The organism is Streptomyces tamarix, assembly GCF_032423885.1.
GTDB lineage: Bacteria > Actinomycetota > Actinomycetes > Streptomycetales > Streptomycetaceae > Streptomyces > Streptomyces tamarix.
This window is the reverse complement of sequence record NZ_JAWCTQ010000005.1, coordinates 209797-228952: the sequence shown is the minus strand read 5'-3', so window position 1 is coordinate 228952 and position 19156 is coordinate 209797. Positions and strand designations below refer to the sequence as shown.

Sequence of the window (19156 nt, the reverse complement as noted above, 5' to 3'; positions counted from 1 at the left end):
CCGTCCCCGCTTCCCGCGTCCCTACGAGGGACGGGCCGCGCCCTGGTCCATCCGGCCGCGCGGACCCTCCGGAACCCCTTCCCCGGGCCCGTCGGCGACGCCGTGCGAGACGAAGCGCCAGCGGTGGACCGGGCGGGTGAGCAGGTCGACGGGGGGTTCCGGGAGCTCCGGGACCTCGGCGCCTTCCGGGGCGTCCCACCAGGTCAGGACCAGGACCCGGTCCTGCGCCGCCGTGAACGTCTCGCGGCGCAGCGGTGCGGCGGGCAGCCGCTGCGCGCGGGCCCACTCCAGGAGGTCGGCACCGCGGCCGGGGACGGCGCGGGCCTCCCACATCAACGTGACCGTCACGAGTACAGGTTCTCCTTGCTGATCTCGTGCAGGTGGTCGTGGTCGTGGTTCCCCGGGACGTGGGGGTCCGTGACCGGCAACGACGAGTCCGCCGACAGCTCCAGGTCGGAGGCCGGCCGGTTGCGGGCGACCATCTCGGCGCCGAGCGCGGCGACCATCGCGCCGTTGTCGGTGCACAGGCCGGGGCGCGGCACCCGCAGCCGGATGCCGGCGCGTTCGCAGCGCTCCTCCGCGAGGGCGCGCAGCCGGGAGTTGGCGGCGACGCCGCCGCCGATCATCAGGTGGTCCACGCCCTGGTCCTTGCAGGCCCGGACGGCCTTGCGGGTCAGCACGTCGACGACCGCCTCCTGGAACGACGCGGCCACGTCCCGCACGGGCACGTCCTCACCGGCGTTCCTCCGGGCCTCGACCCAGCGGGCGACGGCGGTCTTGAGGCCGGAGAAGGAGAAGTCGTACGCGGGGTCGCGCGGCCCGGTCAACCCGCGCGGGAACGCGATGGCGTCGGGGTCGCCCTCCTTGGCCAGCCGGTCGATGACCGGGCCGCCGGGGAAGCCCAGGTTCAGCACGCGCGCGATCTTGTCGAAGGCCTCGCCCGCCGCGTCGTCGATCGTGGCGCCCATGGGGCGGACGTCGGAGGTGATGTCGGGGGCCAGGAGCAGCGACGAGTGGCCGCCGCTGACCAGCAGCGCCATCGTCGGCTCGGGCAGCGGGCCGTGCTCCAGTTGGTCGACGCAGATGTGCGACGCCAGGTGGTTCACCCCGTACAGCGGCTTGTCCAGGGCGTACGCGTACGCCTTCGCCGCGGAGACGCCGACGAGCAGCGCGCCCGCGAGGCCGGGGCCGGCGGTGACCGCGATGCCGTCGAGGTCGCGCGCGGAGACCCCGGCGTCGCTCAGGGCGCGTTCGATGGTCGGGACCATGGCCTCCAGGTGGGCGCGGGAGGCGATCTCGGGGACGACGCCGCCGAACCGGGCGTGCGCGTCCACGCTCGACGCGACGGCGTTCGCGAGCAGGGTGGTGCCGCGGACGATGCCGACGCCGGTCTCGTCGCAGGAGGTCTCGATGCCGAGGACGAGGGGTTCGTCAGCCATGGGTCTCAGCGCTCTCAGTGGTCTCGGTGGGCTCGGTGGATTGGGGGAGCTCGGCGGGCTCGGAGAGCTCAGCAGGCTCGGGGAGCTCGGCGGGCTCGGTGGCGGTCCCGGGGAGGCCGGCGGGGCCGGGGGTCCCGGTCGCGTCCTGGACGGTCAGCCGCATCACGAGCGCGTCGACGTTCCCCGGCTGGTAGTAGCCGCGGCGGAAGCCGATCGGTTCGAAGCCGAAGCGCTCGTACAGCTTCTGGGCCCGGGTGTTGTCCACCCGTACCTCCAGGAGCACCTCCTCGCACTCGAAGGCGGTGGCGTGGTGGAGCAGCTCCGTCAGCAGCCGGGCGCCGAGCCCGGTGCCCCAGTGGTCGCGGGCGACGGCGATGGTCTGGACGTCGCCGAGCCCGCCGACCGCCGCGAGCCCCGCGTACCCGACGATCCGCGCGCCGGTCCCGCCACCCCCGCCGGTCCCGCTGTCCGCACCTGCCCCGCCGGCCCCGGACTCCTCGGCGACGACGTACCGCCGGGTCGACCGCGGGCCGCGCGCATGGGCCAGCTCGGACCAGAACATCCCCTCCGACCAGGCGTCCTCCGGGAACAGCTCCCGTTCGAGGTCCAGCACCGGCGCGATGTCCCACCAGCGCATCTCGCGCAGCACGGGCCCGGTCACTTCGGCGTGACCACCTTGTAGTTCTTCGGCACCTGCGCGTCGGGACGGCGCAGGTACATCGGCCGCGGCTCCAGCAGCTCCTCGCCGGCCGCGAGCCGTTCGGCGGCGAGCGCGGCGAGCGCGGCGGCCGACTGGTGCTCGGGGTCGCGGGCGTCCGGGAAGACCTCGCCGTACAGCCGCGCCCCGGCGCCGACCGCCGGGAGGCCGGCCACCCGGTCCGCGATGTCGGCGGGCCGGTCGACGGACGGTTCGGTCGTACGGGTGCGGTGGTCGTCGTACCGCGCCCAGTAGACCTCCTTGCGCCGCGCGTCGGTCGCCACGACGAACGGCTCGTCGATGCCCGAGGCGTACGCGAGCCCGTCGAGCGTGCACAGCCCGTGGACGGGGACGCCGAGCGCGGAGGCGAACGTGGCCGCCGTGACCAGGCCGACCCGCAGCCCCGTGTACGGGCCGGGGCCGACGCCCACGACGACGCCCGTGACGGCGTCGAGCTTCAGGCCCGCCTCGCCGAGGACGCGGTGGACGGCGGGCAGCAGCAGTTCCCCGTGCCGCCTCGCGTCGACCTGGCTCGACTGGGCGACGACGGACCGCCCGTCGTGGAGGGCGACGGTGACGGCGGGGGTGGCGGTATCCATGGCGAGCAGCAGCACGCGAACAGCCTACGGCGCCCGCGGGGCGGGCACGGCGCCCCGTCCCGGCCGGGCGCTGGTGCTACGGTCACATCGATACGTCGTATGAGAGGTGGAGCAGCGTGGCAAGGAGCAGCTCGGGATTCGTGGCCGGGCTCACGGCGGCGGCGCTCGCGGCGGTCGGCTTCCTCGCCTACCAGGCGTCGGCCACCGCCCCCGCCGACCTCCGGTCCGGGACGAAGGCGACCGGCTCCGCGGCGCCGTCCGCGTCGGCCACCCCTTCCGCGTCGGGCGCGCCGGGGAAGCCCTCCGAGGACGCCCCGGCCCTGCCGCCCCGGTCGGGTTCGGGCGAGCGGGTCGTGTACGCGCTGGCCGACCGGCGGGTCTGGCTGGTCGACGAGAGCGGCGAGGTCGTCCGCACGTTCCCCGTCATGCCGAGCACGGTCGGCCCCGCGCCCGGCACGTACGCCGTGACGTCCCGCTCGGGCACGGTCCGCGGCTCCGACGGGGTGCAGGTCGAGCACGTGGTGCGGTTCGCGACGGTGGACGGGATCACGATCGGCTTCAGCGCGGCCGTCGACGGCTCCATGTCCAGCCCGGACCCGTCCCGCCGTACGGGCGGGGTGCGGATGGCGCGGGCGGACGGCGACGCGCTGTGGTCGTTCGCGACGGTCGCCTCGAAGGTCGTCGTCGTCCCCTGACGGGCGCGGCGCCGTGCGCCTCCCGTCCCTCTGTAGCCCCGGGTGCGCCCCGGGCCGCGGTCACGCGGCCCGGGGCGCCTCGCGTTCCTCCGGCCGGTCGGCGCCGGCCGCCGCGCCGCCGGGCGCACCGGGCTCGCTGGGCCCGTCCGGCTCGCCGGGCTCGTCCGGTTCTTCGACGGTCCGGGCCGGTTCCCGGTCCTGGACGGGTTCCGGGCGCGGCGGGGTGGACACGGCGTTCGCGGCCGCGCAGGAGGCCAGCAGGTCACGCATGGACACCTCCGACGGCTGCTGCCGCTCCGGCTGCTGCTGCGGCATGGTTGCCTCCTGGCTCCGCTGGCGGGACGGGTGAGTTAGGTAGACCTAACCAGCGTCTGGTATCCATGTGACCACGCCTCGGAGGTACGGCGCAACAATGTACCGACGTCTTGTCGGAAAGTACGTGCGTCGCCGGCTCACGGCGCGCGATCAGCGCGGAACGAGGTCCACGCCCTCCCAGCGCGCCCCCACGCCGGTCAGCGTCACCTCGCGCCGGTCGTCGTCCGTGGAGCCGACGACCCGGTCGATCACCACGTGCAGCCGGTCGTCGGTCAGCTCCTCGACCTTGCCCTCGCCCCACTCGACCACGACCACCGACTCGGGCAGCGAGACGTCCAGGTCGAGGTCCTCCATCTCGTCGAGGCCGCCGCCGAGCCGGTACGCGTCGACGTGCACCAGCGCGGGGCCGCCGACCAGGGACGGGTGGACGCGGGCGATGACGAACGTCGGGGAGGTGACCGCGCCGCGCACGCCGAGGCCCTCGCCGAGGCCGCGCGTCAGGGTCGTCTTGCCGGCGCCCAGTTCGCCGGTGAGCATCACGAGGTCGCCGGGGCGCAGCAGCCCGGCGAGGCCGCGGCCGAGCTCCTGCATCTCCTCGGGCGAGTGGACGGTGAGGCGGGCGGTGGCGGCGGGGGTCCCGGCGGCCCCCGTCGTGTCGGTGTGCGCTGCTTCCATACCTGCCAACCTAACCGCTGCCGGTGGCCGCCCCCGCGTCGTCCGGGGCCAGTGCGCCGGCCCGCACCAGCAGGTCCACCAGCCGCGCGGTGACCGCCCCGGGGTGCTCCAGCATCACCAGGTGCCCTCCGCCGGGGACGACGGCGAGCTCCGCGCCCGGCAGGAGCGCGGCGATGGCCTCCGTGTGGGACAGGGGCGTGACCATGTCCCTCTCCCCGGCCAGGGCCAGCACGGGGACGCCCGCGTCGGCGAGGACCGCCAGCGCGTCGGCCTTGTCGTGCTCGGCGAACGCCGGGTAGAACTCCGCGACCACGTCGATCGGCGTCGCCTCGATCATCCGCTCCGCGAACCGGGCGACGACCGGGTCCACGTCCCGCGACCCGAAGCTGTACCGCTTGACCAGCCCGGCGAACAGGTCGGCGGTGGCCCGCCGCCCCCGCTCCACCAGCTCCGCGCGCGCCCCGAGCGCCCGCAGGACGCCGGGCAGCGCGCGCCGCACGGCCTGGGCGGGCACCGTGGGCAGGCCGTAGGTGATCTCCGCGAGCCGCCCCGAGGAGGTACCGACGAAGGCGACGCCGACGACGCGGTCCCTCACGAGCTCCGGGTACTGGTCCACCAGCGCCATGACGGTCATCCCGCCCATGGAGTGCCCGACCAGCACCAGGGGGCCCTCCGGCGCCGCCGCGTCGATGACGGCCTTCAGATCGCGCCCGAGCCGGTCGATGGAGACGGGCCCGGCGCCCCGGCCGGACCGCCCGTGGCTGCGCTGGTCCCAGTACACGCCGCGCACCAGGCCCCGCAGGGCGGCGCGCTGGAAGTGCCAGGAGTCCTGGCTGAGGCAGTAGCCGTGGCTGAAGACGACGGTGGCGCGCGCGGCGCCGGGCGCACCCGCGCGGCCGGGGCCGCCGGGGTCCACGAGACCGTCGGGGCCTTCGGGGCCGCCGGGCTCCTCGGGACCACCAGGACCACCGGGACCACCGGAGCCCTCGGGACCGTCGGGGCCCCCGAGGTCCTCGGTCTCGTAGTGGAGGGCCGTGCCGTCGTCCGCGCGCGCCGTGCCGGGGGTGCCGCGCAGGGCGCCGTACGGGGCGGAGGCGTCCAGGGCGAGGCGGGCCTTCCGGCGGACGCCCCGGCCCATGGTGAGCCGCTCCAGGGCGACCCCCGCGGCCGCGCCCGCCGCGACCACGCCGATGGCCGCGCCCGCGAACCCGGCCCGCCGCCGCCAGCCCCCGGCCGCCACCTCACCGGCCACCACCGCCGCCTCACCCGCCACCGCGGCGGCCTCCACGACGGCCGCGCCGACCGCCGAGGCGGCCGAGGCCGCCGCGCCCGCCCCCGTATCCGTACCGGTCCGTGTCACGGCTCCCCCACTACCCCCGTTCGTGGAGGTGGACGCGCGGCACGCGCGCGCCGACGCGCGTGACGATCTCGTACGCGATGGTTCCGGCCGCCCGCGCCCAGTCCTCGGCCGTGGGCTCGCCGTCGTCGCCCGGCCCGAACAGCACCGCGCGGGCGCCCGGCTCCACCGTGTCGTCGCCCAGGTCCAGGACGAACTGGTCCATCGCGATCCGGCCGGCCACGGTCCGGACGGCACCGCCCAGCAACACGGGGCCGCTGCCCGAGGCGTGGCGGGGGACGCCGTCCGCGTAGCCGAGCGGGACGAGGGCGAGGTTCGTCTCGCGGTCGGTGACGTAGTGGTGGCCGTAGCTGACGCCGAGGCCCGGCGGCGCCTGCTTCACCGACGCCACACTGGCGGTCAACCGCATCACGGGCCGCAGCCCGAAGTCGGCGGGGACGCCCAGCTCGGGGCTGGGCGAGATGCCGTACATCGCCACGCCGGTGCGGACGAGGTCGAAGTGCGTCTCGGGGAGGGTGAGGGTGGCGGGCGAGTTGGCCATGTGCCGCACCTCGGGCTCGACGCCGGCCTTCTCCGCGTACTCCAGCATGTCGTGGAAGCGCGCCAGCTGGGCGCCGATCGAGGGGTGGCCCGGCTCGTCGGCACAGGCGAAGTGGGACCACAGGCCGGTCACCCGTACGTGGTCGTCGGCCTGGGCCTTCAGGGCCTCGCCGACGAGGCGGGGCCAGTCGCCGGCCAGGCAGCCGTTGCGGCCGAGGCCCGTGTCGGCCTTGAGCTGGACGCGGGCGGGGCGGCCGGCGGCGCGGGCGGCCTCGACGACCTCGTCGAGCGCCCACAGCCCGCTGACGGCGATGTCGACGTCCGCTTCGACGGCGGCGCGGAACGGCCCGCCGGGCGTCCAGAGCCAGCACAGGAGCGGGGCGTCGATCCCGGCGGCGCGCAGCGCGAGCGCCTCGTACGGCGTGGCCGTGCCCAGCCAGGCGGCCCCCGCTTCGAGTGCGGCGCGGGCGCACGGCACGGCGCCGTGCCCGTACGCGTCGGCTTTCACGATCCCCATGACCCGGGCGCCGCTCGGCTCGACCCGGGCCCGTAGCGCGCGGACGTTGGCGCGGAGCGCGGCGAGGTCGACCTCGGCGCGGGCGCGGGTGCCGGGGTGCTCGGGCTCGTGGGCGGCGCGGAGGTGCTGCGGTGTCTCACTCATCGCGCCCAGTGTCTCAGGTACGCCCCCGGACCCCCGGCGCCCCGCCCCGCCCTGTCGTCCACCTCACGTCCACCGCACGTCCACCGCGCCCGCCCGCCGGCCCCGACCCGGCTCCGCGCGCCGGCCCGTCCACCGGCTCCGCCTCCGGCCCGTCCACCGGCTCCGCCTCCGGCCCGGCGGCCCCGGCCCGGCCGCCGCGCCGGGCGGGGTCAGGCGCCGTCCGGGCGGTCCGGGCGGGGCTGGGCGTACGGGTCGGGGTCGCCGGTGACCGGGTCGAGGCCCGCCAGGAAGCGGCGCTGCTCCTCCCGCCAGTGCACGAAGCGGGCCGGGGCTCCGTCCCAGAAGACGAGGCTGACCGGCGGGTCGTCGAACTCGTCCGCCAGCAGCCGGTGGAGGAACTCCGCCATCCCGTACGGGTGGACGGTGAACGTCGGCGACGTGTGCCGCCCGCACACCACGACCGGCCACCGGTCGGGGTCCGCGTCGGAGGTCAGCCAGCACAGGATGTCCGGCCCGGCCGTGACGCCCCACGCGAGGAGGTCCTCCGGGTCCACGTCCAGCGCGTCCCGGCCGCCCTCCGCCCGCCAGGCGTGCCGCACGTTCGCGGTCTCCTCCGCGAGGTCGGCCGGCGGCCACTGGAGGCCCTCCCTCGGCAGCGGGAGCAGGACGACGGCCTCGCCGTTGATGGAACCGCCGCCGTACCGGGCCATGAAGTCCCGGTAGTCGGAGGGGAAGGCGACCCCCCACCGGGCCTCGGCGGCTACCCAGTCGACCTGTTCGTCCGCCCCGTGCACCGGCGGCATGAGCCGCGCCAACGCGGCGACGTGCGGGTTCTCACCCACGATCTCTCCCACCCCTGGAAAACGAGCAAATCCTACGCAGCCCGGCGACCGCCGCCCGGCCCGCCCCCGCGCGGGACGCCCGCACCCGTGCGCCCCGTCAGTCCGCGGCGCTCCCCGCCGCGTCCCGCCAGGCGTCCGGCAGCGCCCGGGCCACCTCGTGGGCCGTCAGCGGGGCGCCCCGGGCCGCGCGGCGGGCCGCCAGGCCGTGGAGGTACGCCGCCGTCGACGCCGCGTCGCGCGGGGCCAGGCCGGCCGCCAGCAGCGAACCCGCCAGGCCCGACAGGACGTCACCGCTGCCGGCCGTGGCCAGCCACGGCGTCCCCGTCGCGTTCACCCGCACCGGGACCCCCGGCTCCGGGTCCGCGACCAGCGTCGTGGAGCCCTTCAGCAGCACCGTCGCCCCGTACCGGCCCGCCAGCTCCCGCACCGCGTCCAACCGCCGCGCCTCCACGTCCTCGCGGCCGGTCCCCAGCAGGGCCGCCGCCTCGCCCGCGTGCGGGGTGAGCACGGTCGGCGCGGGACGGGCCCGTACCGCCGCCGGGTCCAGCAGCCGCAGCCCGTCCGCGTCGACCAGCACCGGCACGTCCGAGGCCAGGACGTCCTCCGCGCCCGGCGTGTCCGCGAGCCCCGGGCCGATCACCCACGCCTGGACCCGCCCCGCCTCCCCCGGCGGCCCCGGGTGCACCAGCGTCTCCGGGTACCGGGCCAGCACGGCGGCGCCCGCCGGCCCCACGTACCGCACGGCCCCGGCGCCGCCGCGCAGCGCGCCCGCGACCGCCAGCACGGCGGCGCCCGGGTAGCGCGCCGACCCGGCGACGACCCCGACGACCCCGCGCCGGTACTTGTCGCTCTCCGCCGCCGGCACCGGCAGCAGCCGCGCCACGTCGGCGTGCTGGAGCGCCTCCAGCTCCGGCGGCGACGGCAGCAGGTCCCCGATGCCGATGTCGACGAGCCGCACGGCGCCCGCGTACTCCCGCGCCGGGTCGACGAGCAGCCCCGGCTTGTACGCCCCGAACGTCACCGTCGCGTCGGCCCGCACCGCCTCCCCGTCCACGGCGCCCGTGTCCGCGTCGACGCCGCTCGGCAGGTCCACGGCGACCACCACCGCGCCGGAGTCGCGCGCGGCCCGGACGACCGGCACGGCGTCCGGGCGCAGCCCGCCGCGCCCGCCGATCCCGGTGATCCCGTCCAGGACCAGGTCGGCGCGCGCCAACGCGGCGAACGGGTCGTCGGCGACCCGCCCCCCGGCCCGTACCAGCGCGTCGAGTCCGCCCTCGTGGACCCGCGCGCCGAGCGGCACCGCCGTCACCCCGGCCCCGCGCCGGGCGAGCCGCGCCCCGGCGTACAGGGCGTCACCGCCGTTGGCGCCGCTGCCGACGAGGAGGACGACCCGCGCCCCGTACACCCGCCCCAGCAGCCCCGCGCAGGCGCCGGCCAGACCGGCCGCCGCCCGCTGCATCAGCGCCCCCTCCGGGAGCCGGGCCATCAGCGCGGCCTCGGCGGCCCGCACGTCCTGAACGCGATACGCAGTACGCATGTGCTCAACCTTCGGCGATCACCACGGCGGACGCCACCCCCGCGTCGTGGCTGAGCGACACGTGCCAGTGCCGCACGCCGAGCTCCGCGGCGCGCGCGGCGACCGTGCCGCGCACCCGCAGGCGCGGCTGCCCGCTCTCCTCCACGTACACCTCGGCGTCCGTCCAGTGCAGCCCCGACGGCGCGCCGAGCGCCTTGGCGACGGCCTCCTTCGCGGCGAACCGCGCGGCGAGCGAGGCGACCCCCCGCCGCTCGCCGCTCGGGAGGCACAGCTCCCGCTCCAGGAACAGCCGCCGCGCCAGTTGCGGGGTGCGTTCCAGCGCCTCGGCGAACCGGTCGATCTCGGCGACGTCGATCCCCACCCCGATGATCATTCGACGGTGACCGACTTGGCGAGGTTGCGCGGCTGGTCGACCTCGTTGCCGCGGGCGGTGGCCAGCTCGCAGGCGAAGACCTGGAGGGGGACGGTGGAGACCAGCGGCTGGAGCAGCGTCGGCGTGGCGGGGACGCGGATCAGGTGGTCCGCGTACGGGACGACCGCCTCGTCGCCCTCCTCCGCGATGACGATGGTGCGGGCGCCGCGGGCCCGGATCTCCTGGATGTTCGACACGATCTTGCCGTGCAGGACGGACCGCCCGCGCGGCGAGGGCACGACCACGACGACGGGCAGCCCCTCCTCGATGAGCGCGATCGGCCCGTGCTTCAACTCGCCCGCGGCGAACCCCTCGGCGTGCATGTACGCCAGCTCCTTGAGCTTCAGCGCGCCCTCCAGCGCCACGGGGTAGCCGACGTGCCGCCCGAGGAACAGCACGGTGTCGTGGCCGGCGAGGGACCGGGCCAGCTCCCGCACGGGCTCCATGGTCTCCAGGACCCGCTCCACGTCCTCCGCGATCCGGGCGAGGTCCCGGATGACGGCGCGGACCTCGTCGCCCCACTTGGTGCCGCGCACCTGCCCCAGGTACAGCGCGACGAGGTAGCAGGCGACGAGCTGGGTCAGGAACGCCTTGGTGGACGCGACGGCGACCTCGGGCCCGGCGTGCGTGTAGAGCACGGCGTCGGACTCGCGGGGGATGGTGGAGCCGTTGGTGTTGCAGATGGCCAGGACGCGGGCGCCCTGCTCGCGGGCGTGCCGCAGCGCCATGAGGGTGTCCATGGTCTCGCCGGACTGGGAGATCGCGACGACCAGGGTCCGCTGGTCGAGGATCGGGTCCCGGTAGCGGAACTCGCTGGCCAGCTCGACCTCGCAGGGGATGCGGGTCCAGTGCTCGATGGCGTACTTGGCGATGAGCCCCGCGTGGAAGGCCGTGCCGCACGCGACGATGACCACCTTCGTGGCCTCCCGCAGCGCGGCGGCGGGGATGCGCACCTCGTCGAGCGTCAGCGACCCCTCGGCGTCGATCCGGCCGAGCAGCGTGTCCGCGACGGCCTTCGGCTGCTCGGCGATCTCCTTGAGCATGAAGTAGTCGTAGCCGCCCTTCTCGGCGGCGGACGCGTCCCAGTCCACGTGGTACGAGCGCACCTCGGCGGGCGCGCCGTCGAAGTCGGTGATGACGGCGCCGTCCCGGCGCAGCTCGACGACCTGGTCCTGGCCCAGCTCGATCGCGGAGCGGGTGTGGTCGATGAACGCGGCGACGTCGGACGCGAGGAACGCCTCGCCCTCCCCGACGCCGACGACCAGCGGCGAGTTGCGGCGGGCGCCGACGACGACGTCCGGCTCGTCGGCGTGGACGGCGACGAGCGTGAACGCCCCTTCGAGGCGCCGGCACACCTGCCGCATCGCCTCGGCGAGGTCGGCGGTGGACGAGTGGGCCTCCGCGAGGAGGTGCGCGACGACCTCCGTGTCGGTCTCGGAGCCGAGGGCGTGGCCGCGTTCGGCGAGCTCGGCGCGCAGGGCGGCGAAGTTCTCGATGATGCCGTTGTGGACGACGGCGACGCGGCCCGCGTTGTCGAGGTGGGGGTGCGCGTTGGCGTCGGTCGGGCCGCCGTGCGTGGCCCACCTCGTGTGCCCGATCCCGGTGGACCCGCTCGGCAGGGGCCGGGAGATCAGTTCCTTGTCCAGGTTGACGAGCTTGCCCGCCTTCTTGGCGGCGGCGAGCCCCCCGTCGGCGAGCACGGCGACCCCGGCCGAGTCGTAGCCCCGGTACTCCAGCCGCCTCAGCCCCGCGATGACGACATCAAGCGCCGACTGTCCGCCGACGTATCCCACGATTCCGCACATGGCGGCAGCCTACGACCCCACCCCGGCGGAACCCCGCACATCAGCCCACCCGGCAAAACCCCGCCCCGGCGCGCCGCGCACCCGCCGCCCCAGTGCAAGGGCACCGCGCCGTCCCGGTGGCCGGTACCACCCACGTGACCGAGCACACCCCCCACGGCCGCCCCGCACGACCGACAATGGCCGTGTGATCACTTCGCCGCCACGAAGCAGCACACCCCCGCCCGGCACCCCTCCGGGCGTGTCCCGGCGTGCCGAGTCGACGCCGTACGTCGACCTGACCCGGGAGCAGTGGAGCGCGCTGCGGGACAAGACGCCGCTGCCGCTCACCGCCGACGAGGTGGAACGGCTCCGCGGTCTCGGCGACGTCATCGACCTGGACGAGGTCCGCGACATCTACCTGCCGCTCTCCCGGCTCCTCAACCTCTACGTGGGCGCCACCGCGAACCTGCGCGGGGCGCTCAACACGTTCCTCGGCGAGAAGGGCGCCCAGCGCGGCACCCCGTTCGTCATAGGCGTCGCCGGGTCCGTCGCCGTCGGCAAGTCGACCGTCGCCCGCCTCCTCCAGGCGCTCCTGGCCCGCTGGCCCGAGCACCCGCGCGTCGAGCTGGTCACGACGGACGGGTTCCTGCTGCCGATGAAGGAGCTCCAGGCGCGCGGCCTGATGTCCCGCAAGGGCTTCCCCGAGTCGTACGACCGGCGCGCGCTCACCCGGTTCGTCGCGGACATCAAGGCCGGCAAGGACGAGGTCACCGCGCCCGTCTACTCCCACCTGATCTACGACATCGTGCCCGGCCGGCGCCTCACGGTGCGCCGCCCGGACATCCTCATCGTCGAGGGCCTCAACGTCCTCCAGCCGGCCCTGCCCGGCAAGGACGGCCGCACCCGCGTGGGCCTCGCCGACTACTTCGACTTCTCCGTGTACGTGGACGCCCGGCCCGAGGACATCGAGCGCTGGTACCTGAACCGCTTCCGCAGGCTGCGCGAGACCGCGTTCCAGGACCCGTCCTCGTACTTCCGCAAGTACACGCAGGTCAGCGAGGAAGAGGCGCTGGACTACGCCCGCACCATGTGGCGCACGATCAACAAGGTGAACCTCCTGGAGAACGTCGCCCCCACCCGTGGCCGCGCCAACCTCGTCGTGCGCAAGGGCCCCGACCACAAGGTCCAGCGGCTCTCCCTGCGCAAGCTCTGAGTCCGGTACGGACGCGGAAAGGCGCCCCGCGCGGCCGGAACCGTGCGGGGCGCCTCCCTTCACCCGTTCAGCCCAGCGTCGCCTTCACCGCGTCCGCCAGCTGGCCCGCCACGGACCGGGCCTGCTCGATGTCCGCGGCCTCCACCATCACCCGTACGAGGGGCTCCGTACCGGACGGGCGCAGCAGGACGCGGCCGGTGGAGCCCAGCGCCCGCTCGGCGTCCGCGACGGCGATGCCCAGCTCCGCGGAGGTGTTCACGCGGCTCTTGTCGACGTTCTTGACGTTGATGAGGACCTGCGGGAGCCGCTCCATGACGCCGGCCAGCTCGGCCAGCCGCCGCCCGGTCGCCGCGACGCGCGCCGCCAGCAGCAGCCCCGTCAGGGTGCCGTCGCCGGTCGTGGCGTGGTCCAGGACGATGACGTGCCCGGACTGCTCGCCGCCCAGCGCGTAGCCCCGCTCCTTCATCTCCTCCAGCACGTAGCGGTCGCCGACCGCGGTCTGGACGAGGCGCAGTCCCTCGCGCTCCATGGCGAGCTTGAAGCCCAGGTTGGACATGACCGTCGCGACGACCGCGTCGCCGCGCAGCGTGCCCGCCTCGCGCATGGCGAGGGCGAGGACGGCGAGGATCTGGTCGCCGTCGACCTCGGTGCCGGTGTGGTCCACGGCCAGGCAGCGGTCGGCGTCGCCGTCGTGGGCGATGCCCAGGTCGGCGCCGTGCTCGACGACGGCGGCCTTCAGCATGTCGAGGTGCGTGGAGCCGCAGCCGTCGTTGATGTTGAGGCCGTCGGGGGCGGCGCCGATGGTGACGACCTCGGCCCCGGCCCGCGCGAACGCGTCGGGCGACACGCGGGACGCGGCGCCGTGCGCCTCGTCGAGGACGACCTTCAGGCCGTCGAGCCGGTTGGGGAGGACGGACAGCAGGTGGGCGACGTAGTCGTCGGCGCCCTGCCCGTAGTCCTTGACGCGGCCCACTCCGGCGCCGGTCGGCCGGTCCCACGGCTCGCCGGTGCGGTGCTGCTGGTACACCGCCTCGATGCGGTCCTCCAGCTCGTCGGCGAGCTTGTGGCCGCCGCGCGCGAAGAACTTGACACCGTTGTCCGGCATGGCGTTGTGGGAGGCGGAGAGCATCACGCCGAGGTCGGCGCCGAGGGAGCCGGTCAGGTACGCGACGGCCGGTGTCGGCAGGACGCCCACGCGGAGCACGTCGACGCCGGCGCTGGCGAGGCCCGCCACGACGGCGGCCTCCAGGAACTCTCCCGACGCGCGCGGATCCCGCCCGACCACCGCGGTGGGCCGGTGCCCCTCGAAGGTCCCCGCTTCGGCGAGTACGTGGGCCGCCGCCACGGACAGGCCGAGCGCGAGCTCCGCCGTCAGATCCGCATTGGCGACACCGCGCACGCCGTCCGTGCCGAAGAGTCGTCCCACAACCGTCCTCCGAAAGACTTACTGATGGACCAAGGAGAAACGTACGCCCCGGCGGCACGGGAGTGCCGCCGGGGCGTACGTACGAGCAGACCGAGCAGGCGCGGTGATTAGCGCTTGCTGTACTGCGGCGCCTTGCGGGCCTTCTTCAGACCGGCCTTCTTCCGCTCGACCGCGCGGTCGTCGCGGCTCAGGAAGCCGGCCTTCTTCAGCGGGCCGCGGTTGTTGTCCACGTCCGCCTCGTTCAGGGCACGGGCCACGCCGAGGCGCAGGGCGCCGGCCTGGCCGGAGACGCCGCCACCCGCGATGCGGGCGATGACGTCGTAGCGGCCCTCGAGCTCGAGCACCTTGAAGGGCTCGTTGACTTCCTGCTGGTGCACCTTGTTCGGGAAGTAGTCCTCGAGGGTGCGACCGTTGATCTTCCACTTGCCGGTGCCCGGGACGATCCGGACGCGGGCGATGGCGTTCTTGCGGCGGCCCAGGCCGGCGGCCGGCTGCGGCTCGCCGAAGCGGGAGGCCAGGGACTCCGAGGTGTACTCGCCCTCGACGGGGGCCTCGGACTCGAAGGTGGTGACCTCGGCGTAGGTCTCCTCGCCCTCGATGGGGTTCTCAACAGTGGTCTCGGCCACGATGCTCCTCAGATTCTCTTCGTCTTAGGGGGTGGCCGGACTTACTGCGCGACCTGGGTGATCTCGAACGGGACCGGCTGCTGAGCAGCGTGGGGGTGGTTCTCACCCGCGTAGACCTTCAGCTTCGAGAGCATCTGACGGCCCAGGGAGTTCTTCGGGAGCATCCCCTTGACGGCCTTCTCGATGGCCTTCTCGGGGTTCTTGGCGAGGAGCTCGTCGTAGCGGACGGAACGCAGACCACCCGGGTAGCCGGAGTGGCGGTACGCCATCTTCTGGGTCCGCTTGTTGCCGGACAGGTGCACCTTGTCGGCGTTGATGATGATGACGAAGTCACCAGCGTCGACGTGCGGCGCGTAGATCGGCTTGTGCTTGCCCCGGAGAAGGGTGGCAGCGGTGGAGGCCAGGCGACCCAGGACGACGTCCTGGGCGTCAATGACGTGCCACTGGCGGGTGACATCGCCGGGCTTGGGGCTGTACGTACGCACGGTCGTAGCCTTCGCTTCTTCAGTGAGTGGGTCCTGTCAAGGCCACCACGGACGATCACGACAGCCATGACCACACGTCGGTGACGCAAACCGAGTGCAGGTCGCTGGTCATCGGCCCGGTGGACCGGCGTAACGGCCTCTCACGTGAGATCGAGCAAGCCAATACGCATAACGAACCAGAAGGATACGCGGCGTCCCCCGCGCGGGTCAAAACGACGCCCCCGGACCTGCCCCGGCCGCCCCCGGACCGGCCCGTACCACCCCCCGCCCCGCCTACCGCTTCCGCTCCACCCGCCGCTCGTCCCACACCGGCTCCGCCGTCTCCCGCACGACGCCGTCCGACCCGAAGACCAGGTACCGGTCGAAGGAGCGCGCGAACCACCGGTCGTGCGTCACGGCCAGCACCGTCCCCTCGTACGCCTCCAGCCCCGCCTGGAGGGCCTCCGCCGACTCCAGGTCCAGGTTGTCCGTCGGTTCGTCCAGCAGCAGCGCCGTGGCCCCCGACAGCTCCAGGAGCAGGATCTGGAACCGCGCCTGCTGCCCGCCCGACAGCCGCCCGAACGGCTGGTCGCCCTGCCGCTCCAGCTCGTACCGCCGCAGCGCCGACATCGCGCCGCCCCGGTCCTTGGAGTGCTCGGTCCACAGGATGTCGACGAGCGTCCGGCCCTCCAGCTCGGGATGGGCGTGGGTCTGCGCGAAGTGGCCGGGCACGACCCGCGCGCCCAGCTTCCACGCACCGGTGTGCGCCACCGACGGATCGCCCGCCAGGAGCCGCAGGAAGTGCGACTTCCCCGACCCGTTCGACCCCAGGACGGCGACCCGCTCCCCGTAGAAGACCTCCAGGTCGAACGGCTTCATCAGCCCGGTGAGCTCCAGCCCCCGGCACTCCACCGCCCGCACCCCGGTCCGGCCGCCCCGCAGCCGCATCCGGATGTCCTGCTCGCGCGGCGGCTCCGGCGGCGGCCCCGCCTCCTCGAACTTCCGCAGCCGCGTCTGCGCGGCCTGGTAGCGGGAGGCCAGCCCGTCGTTGTACGCCGCCTTGTTCTTCAACGTGTGGACCAGCTGCTTGAGCTGCGCGTGCTTCTCCGCCCAGCGCCGCTGCAGCTCCTCGAACCGCGCGAACCGCTCCCGCCGCGCCTCGTGGAACGTCGCGAAGCCGCCGCCGTGCACCCACACGTCCGACCCGGCCGGGCCCGGCTCCACCGCGACGATCTTCTGCGCGGCCCGCGCCAGCAGCTCCCGGTCGTGCGACACGAACAGCACGGTCTTGCGCGTCTCGCCGAGCCGCTCCTCCAGCCACCGCTTGCCCGGGACGTCGAGGTAGTTGTCCGGCTCGTCGAGCAGCAGCACCTCGTCGGAGCCGCGCAGCAGCGCCTCCAGCACCAGCCGCTTCTGCTCGCCGCCGCTGAGCGTGCGCACCTCGCGGAACTGGGCCCGCTCGTACGGGACGCCCAGCGCCGCCGTGGTGCACACGTCCCACAGGGTCTCCGCCTCGTAGCCGCGCGCCTCCGCCCAGTCGCTGAGCGCCTGCGCGTACCGCATCTGCGCGGCCTCGTCGTCGACCGTCATGATCAGGTGCTCGGCCTCGTCGACCGCGGCCGCCGCCTGCCTGATCCGCGGCGGCGCCACCGACACGAGCAGGTCGCGCACCGTGCGGTCGTCCCGCACGGACCCCACGAACTGCGGCATCACCCCGAGCCCGCCGCTCACCGCGACCGTCCCGCCGTGCGGCTGCGCCTCCCCCGCGACCAGCCTCAGCAGCGTCGTCTTGCCCGCGCCGTTCGGACCGACGAGGGCGACCACGGCGCCCTCCCCGACCCGGAACGACACATCACCGAGCAGCGCCCGCCCGTCCGGCAGGTAGTACTCCAGGTGCGCGACCTCCAGATGTCCCATGGGCCGCATTCTGACCGCCGACCGGGCCCGCGCCCAACCCGATTAGGATGCGCGGCATGAGCTTTGGGGGACCGCAGTGGCCGCAGGAGCCGCACCAGCCGGACGGCGGCTCCGGCCACGTCCCGTACGGGGGCGGGCCGCAGAACCCGCCCTACGGCCAGGACCAGGCGCCGTACGGCCAGGGCCAGCCCCCGTACGGCCAGAACCAGGCGTCCTACGGGCAGGGCCGGCCCCCGTACGGGCAGCAGCAGCCCGCCTCCCCGTTCGGCGCCCGGAACGACGGCACCCCGGACTGGGGCGCCCTGGCCGAGGCGTCCGAGGCACGGCAGCGCCGTAAGCGCTGGCTCGTCGCGGGCGGCGGCGTCCTCGCCACGGCCGCCGTCGCCACCGTCGTCGCCGTCGCGGTCGTCACCACCGACGGCGACGCCCCGGACGTCCGGACCGGCGGCACCGCCACCACGCTCCCCGGCGGCGCCGAACTGCCGACCGGCGGGGCCGGCCCGCAGCCGTCGTTCTCCTCCGTCGCCCCGCCGCCCCCGCCGGACCCGATGGACTTCATCTCCTCGGCCGGCAAGGACCGGGCCCCGCTCAGCGCGGAGAGCCTGTTCCCCGGCAAGAAGCTCACCTTCGGCGACCGCGTCTACGCCAAGGGCGCCACCAGCTCCACGACGAACTGCGCGTCCGCCGGCAAGGACGGCCTCGGCGCGGTCCTCCAGCGGCACGGCTGCACCCGCGTCATCCGCGCCACGTACACGAGGGACGGCGTCGCCGTCACCGTCGGCGTCGCCCTCTTCGCCGACCGGTCCCAGGCCCTCGGGGCGAAGCAGGACGCCCGCGGCGGCGTCACCCCGCTCGCCGGCGGCGGCGTCGGGGACTTCTGCCGCGCCACGGTCTGCCTGCGCCGCTCGAACGCGCTGGGCCGCTACGCGTACTTCACCCAGGCCGGCTTCACCAGCGGCCGGAAGGTCACCACGTCCGACACGGCCGTCTTCAAGACCAGCGACGACCTGGCCCGTTTCACCTTCAACCAGATCTACGCCCGCGGTCGTGCCCAGGCGTCAGCAGCAGCCACCGCGCCCGCCGGGGGGCAGTGACCGCCTGTTGCGGGCCTCCCGGTTGCGGGCGGCCAGCAGCTCGTCCGCCGGGTAGCCGACCTCCTCCAGGGTGAGCCCGTGGGGCCGTACGACGTGCACGGCCGAGTCCCGCACCCCGGCGGCCAGCACCTTCGCCGGCCAGTCCACGGGCCGGTGCCCGTCGCCGACGAACAGCATCGCGCCGACGAGCGAGCGCACCATGTTGTGGCAGAACGCGTCGGCCCGCACGGTCGCCTCCAGCACGCCGCCGGGCAGCCGCTCCCAGCGCAGCTCCTGGAGGGTGCGGATGGTGGTGGCCCCGTCGCGCTTCTTGCAGTACGCGGCGAAGTCGTGCTCGCCCAGCAGCCGCTCGGCGGCCGCGTTCATGGCGTCCAGGTCCAGCGGCCAGTCGTGCCACAGGACGTGTCCGCGCAGCAGCGGGTCGACTCCGCCGGGGTTGTCGGTGACGCGGTACGCGTAGCGGCGCCAGATCGCGGAGAACCGCGCGTTGAAACCGGGCGGCGCCTCCTCGACGCGCCAGATCCGCACGTCGTGCGCGAGCCGCCCGGCCAGCCGCCGCAGCAGCTTGTCCCGGTGCTCGGCCCACACCTCCCCGGGCAGGTCGACGTGGGCGACCTGGCCGCGGGCGTGCACCCCGGCGTCGGTGCGGCCGGCGACGGTCAGCTCGTACGTGCGCGTGGACCGCGTGACGGTGCGCAGGGCGTCCTCGATCTCGCCCTGCACGGTGCGCCGCCCGCCGGCCTGCTTGGCCCACCCGTGGAAGTCCTTGCCGTCGTACGACAGGTCCAACCGCACCCGTACGAACCCGGGCTCCACCTCATCGCTCACGCGAAGGATCCTCTCAAACCTGGAACAACACGGGA

Annotated in this window: 20 protein-coding genes; 3 read left to right on the top strand and 17 right to left on the bottom strand. The window is 74.9% G+C overall.

Annotated features, from left to right (window positions below; genetic code table 11):
* Positions 1–21: 21 nt before the first annotated feature.
* Genes RND61_RS06795 through tsaB form a run of 4 tightly spaced genes read right to left on the bottom strand, consistent with a single transcriptional unit; the run spans position 22 to position 2750 of the window.
* Positions 22–348, bottom strand: a complete 327-nt coding sequence (locus RND61_RS06795) for a hypothetical protein (RefSeq protein WP_315876855.1) — start codon at positions 346–348, stop codon at positions 22–24.
* Positions 345–1439 (bottom strand): tRNA (adenosine(37)-N6)-threonylcarbamoyltransferase complex transferase subunit TsaD, encoded by a 1095-nt coding sequence (gene tsaD / locus RND61_RS06790; protein ID WP_315876854.1) that lies wholly within the window; start codon positions 1437–1439, stop codon positions 345–347. The genes RND61_RS06795 and tsaD overlap by 4 nt, the downstream gene beginning before the upstream one ends.
* Positions 1432–2076, bottom strand: a complete 645-nt coding sequence (gene rimI / locus RND61_RS06785; RefSeq protein ID WP_315876887.1) for a ribosomal protein S18-alanine N-acetyltransferase — start codon at positions 2074–2076, stop codon at positions 1432–1434. Before rimI ends, tsaD begins: the two co-directional genes overlap by 8 nt.
* Before the next feature lie 20 nt (positions 2077–2096).
* On the bottom strand, positions 2097–2750 hold the full coding sequence (tsaB, locus tag RND61_RS06780; RefSeq protein ID WP_315876853.1) for a tRNA (adenosine(37)-N6)-threonylcarbamoyltransferase complex dimerization subunit type 1 TsaB: 654 nt from the start codon (positions 2748–2750) through the stop codon (positions 2097–2099).
* Between the two features lie 101 nt (positions 2751–2851).
* Between tsaB and RND61_RS06775 the strand changes: the two genes are divergently transcribed.
* Positions 2852–3430, top strand: coding sequence for a L,D-transpeptidase (locus RND61_RS06775; RefSeq protein WP_315876852.1), 579 nt, complete (start codon positions 2852–2854; stop codon positions 3428–3430).
* 60 nt (positions 3431–3490) lie between these two features.
* Here RND61_RS06775 and RND61_RS06770 read toward each other — a convergent pair whose 3' ends face one another.
* The 8 genes from RND61_RS06770 to glmS all read right to left on the bottom strand — a co-directional run bounded on the left by RND61_RS06770 (position 3491) and on the right by glmS (position 11574).
* The gene (locus RND61_RS06770; protein WP_315876851.1) at positions 3491–3745 is read right to left on the bottom strand and encodes a hypothetical protein; all 255 of its coding nucleotides are present in this window, start codon (positions 3743–3745) and stop codon (positions 3491–3493) included.
* Between the two features lie 150 nt (positions 3746–3895).
* Positions 3896–4420, bottom strand: coding sequence for a tRNA (adenosine(37)-N6)-threonylcarbamoyltransferase complex ATPase subunit type 1 TsaE (tsaE, locus tag RND61_RS06765; RefSeq protein ID WP_315876850.1), 525 nt, complete (start codon positions 4418–4420; stop codon positions 3896–3898).
* A 10-nt stretch (positions 4421–4430) separates the two neighbouring features.
* A complete protein-coding gene (locus RND61_RS06760; RefSeq protein WP_391652986.1) occupies positions 4431–5606 on the bottom strand; it encodes an alpha/beta fold hydrolase in 1176 nt (391 codons plus the stop codon).
* Between the two features lie 184 nt (positions 5607–5790).
* Positions 5791–6978 carry an alanine racemase gene (gene alr / locus RND61_RS06755; protein WP_315876849.1) on the bottom strand — a complete coding sequence of 396 codons (1188 nt, stop codon included), beginning with the start codon at positions 6976–6978 and terminating at the stop codon, positions 5791–5793.
* Positions 6979–7187: 209 nt separating this feature from the next.
* Positions 7188–7820 (bottom strand): SMI1/KNR4 family protein, encoded by a 633-nt coding sequence (locus RND61_RS06750; protein WP_315876848.1) that lies wholly within the window; start codon positions 7818–7820, stop codon positions 7188–7190.
* Positions 7821–7917: 97 nt separating this feature from the next.
* On the bottom strand, positions 7918–9357 hold the full coding sequence (locus RND61_RS06745) for an NAD(P)H-hydrate dehydratase (RefSeq protein WP_315876847.1): 1440 nt from the start codon (positions 9355–9357) through the stop codon (positions 7918–7920).
* A 4-nt stretch (positions 9358–9361) separates the two neighbouring features.
* The gene (locus RND61_RS06740) at positions 9362–9730 is read right to left on the bottom strand and encodes a holo-ACP synthase (protein ID WP_315876846.1); all 369 of its coding nucleotides are present in this window, start codon (positions 9728–9730) and stop codon (positions 9362–9364) included.
* On the bottom strand, positions 9727–11574 hold the full coding sequence (glmS, locus tag RND61_RS06735) for a glutamine--fructose-6-phosphate transaminase (isomerizing) (RefSeq protein ID WP_315876845.1): 1848 nt from the start codon (positions 11572–11574) through the stop codon (positions 9727–9729). Before glmS ends, RND61_RS06740 begins: the two co-directional genes overlap by 4 nt.
* Positions 11575–11758: 184 nt before the next feature.
* Here glmS and coaA point away from each other — a divergent pair, with 184 nt between their 5' ends.
* Positions 11759–12766 (top strand): type I pantothenate kinase, encoded by a 1008-nt coding sequence (gene coaA / locus RND61_RS06730; protein ID WP_391652971.1) that lies wholly within the window; start codon positions 11759–11761, stop codon positions 12764–12766.
* A 67-nt stretch (positions 12767–12833) separates the two neighbouring features.
* Here coaA and glmM read toward each other — a convergent pair whose 3' ends face one another.
* From glmM to RND61_RS06710, 4 genes are all read right to left on the bottom strand, one after another.
* Complete coding sequence (gene glmM, locus RND61_RS06725) at positions 12834–14192, bottom strand: phosphoglucosamine mutase (protein ID WP_315876843.1); 1359 nt, start codon at positions 14190–14192, stop codon at positions 12834–12836.
* Positions 14193–14299: 107 nt separating this feature from the next.
* The gene (rpsI, locus tag RND61_RS06720) at positions 14300–14818 is read right to left on the bottom strand and encodes a 30S ribosomal protein S9 (RefSeq protein ID WP_175407566.1); all 519 of its coding nucleotides are present in this window, start codon (positions 14816–14818) and stop codon (positions 14300–14302) included.
* A 41-nt stretch (positions 14819–14859) separates the two neighbouring features.
* The gene (rplM, locus tag RND61_RS06715; RefSeq protein ID WP_315876841.1) at positions 14860–15303 is read right to left on the bottom strand and encodes a 50S ribosomal protein L13; all 444 of its coding nucleotides are present in this window, start codon (positions 15301–15303) and stop codon (positions 14860–14862) included.
* Positions 15304–15576: 273 nt separating this feature from the next.
* A complete protein-coding gene (locus RND61_RS06710; RefSeq protein WP_315876839.1) occupies positions 15577–17199 on the bottom strand; it encodes an ABC-F family ATP-binding cassette domain-containing protein in 1623 nt (540 codons plus the stop codon).
* Between the two features lie 56 nt (positions 17200–17255).
* Here RND61_RS06710 and RND61_RS06705 point away from each other — a divergent pair, with 56 nt between their 5' ends.
* Positions 17256–18293: a proline-rich domain-containing protein gene (locus RND61_RS06705; protein WP_315876838.1), complete on the top strand. Its 1038-nt coding sequence runs from the start codon at positions 17256–17258 to the stop codon at positions 18291–18293.
* Here the strand turns inward: RND61_RS06705 and truA are convergent.
* Positions 18258–19121 carry a tRNA pseudouridine(38-40) synthase TruA gene (gene truA, locus RND61_RS06700; RefSeq protein ID WP_315876837.1) on the bottom strand — a complete coding sequence of 288 codons (864 nt, stop codon included), beginning with the start codon at positions 19119–19121 and terminating at the stop codon, positions 18258–18260. The genes RND61_RS06705 and truA overlap by 36 nt on opposite strands.
* Positions 19122–19156 lie beyond the last annotated feature (35 nt).

Bases quoted from the DNA above. Each gene is read 5' to 3' on its own strand.
- tsaD (WP_315876854.1), bottom strand. From the start codon at position 1,439: ATGGCTGACGAACCCCTCGTCCTCGGCATCGAGACCTCCTGCGACGAG.
- rimI (WP_315876887.1), bottom strand. From the start codon at position 2,076: ATGCGCTGGTGGGACATCGCGCCGGTGCTGGACCTCGAACGGGAGCTG.
- RND61_RS06770 (WP_315876851.1), bottom strand. From the start codon at position 3,745: ATGCCGCAGCAGCAGCCGGAGCGGCAGCAGCCGTCGGAGGTGTCCATG.
- tsaE (WP_315876850.1), bottom strand. From the start codon at position 4,420: ATGGAAGCAGCGCACACCGACACGACGGGGGCCGCCGGGACCCCCGCC.
- alr (WP_315876849.1), bottom strand. From the start codon at position 6,978: ATGAGTGAGACACCGCAGCACCTCCGCGCCGCCCACGAGCCCGAGCAC.
- RND61_RS06745 (WP_315876847.1), bottom strand. From the start codon at position 9,357: ATGCGTACTGCGTATCGCGTTCAGGACGTGCGGGCCGCCGAGGCCGCG.
- RND61_RS06740 (WP_315876846.1), bottom strand. From the start codon at position 9,730: ATGATCATCGGGGTGGGGATCGACGTCGCCGAGATCGACCGGTTCGCC.
- glmS (WP_315876845.1), bottom strand. From the start codon at position 11,574: ATGTGCGGAATCGTGGGATACGTCGGCGGACAGTCGGCGCTTGATGTC.
- RND61_RS06710 (WP_315876839.1), bottom strand. From the start codon at position 17,199: ATGGGACATCTGGAGGTCGCGCACCTGGAGTACTACCTGCCGGACGGG.
- RND61_RS06705 (WP_315876838.1), top strand. From the start codon at position 17,256: ATGAGCTTTGGGGGACCGCAGTGGCCGCAGGAGCCGCACCAGCCGGAC.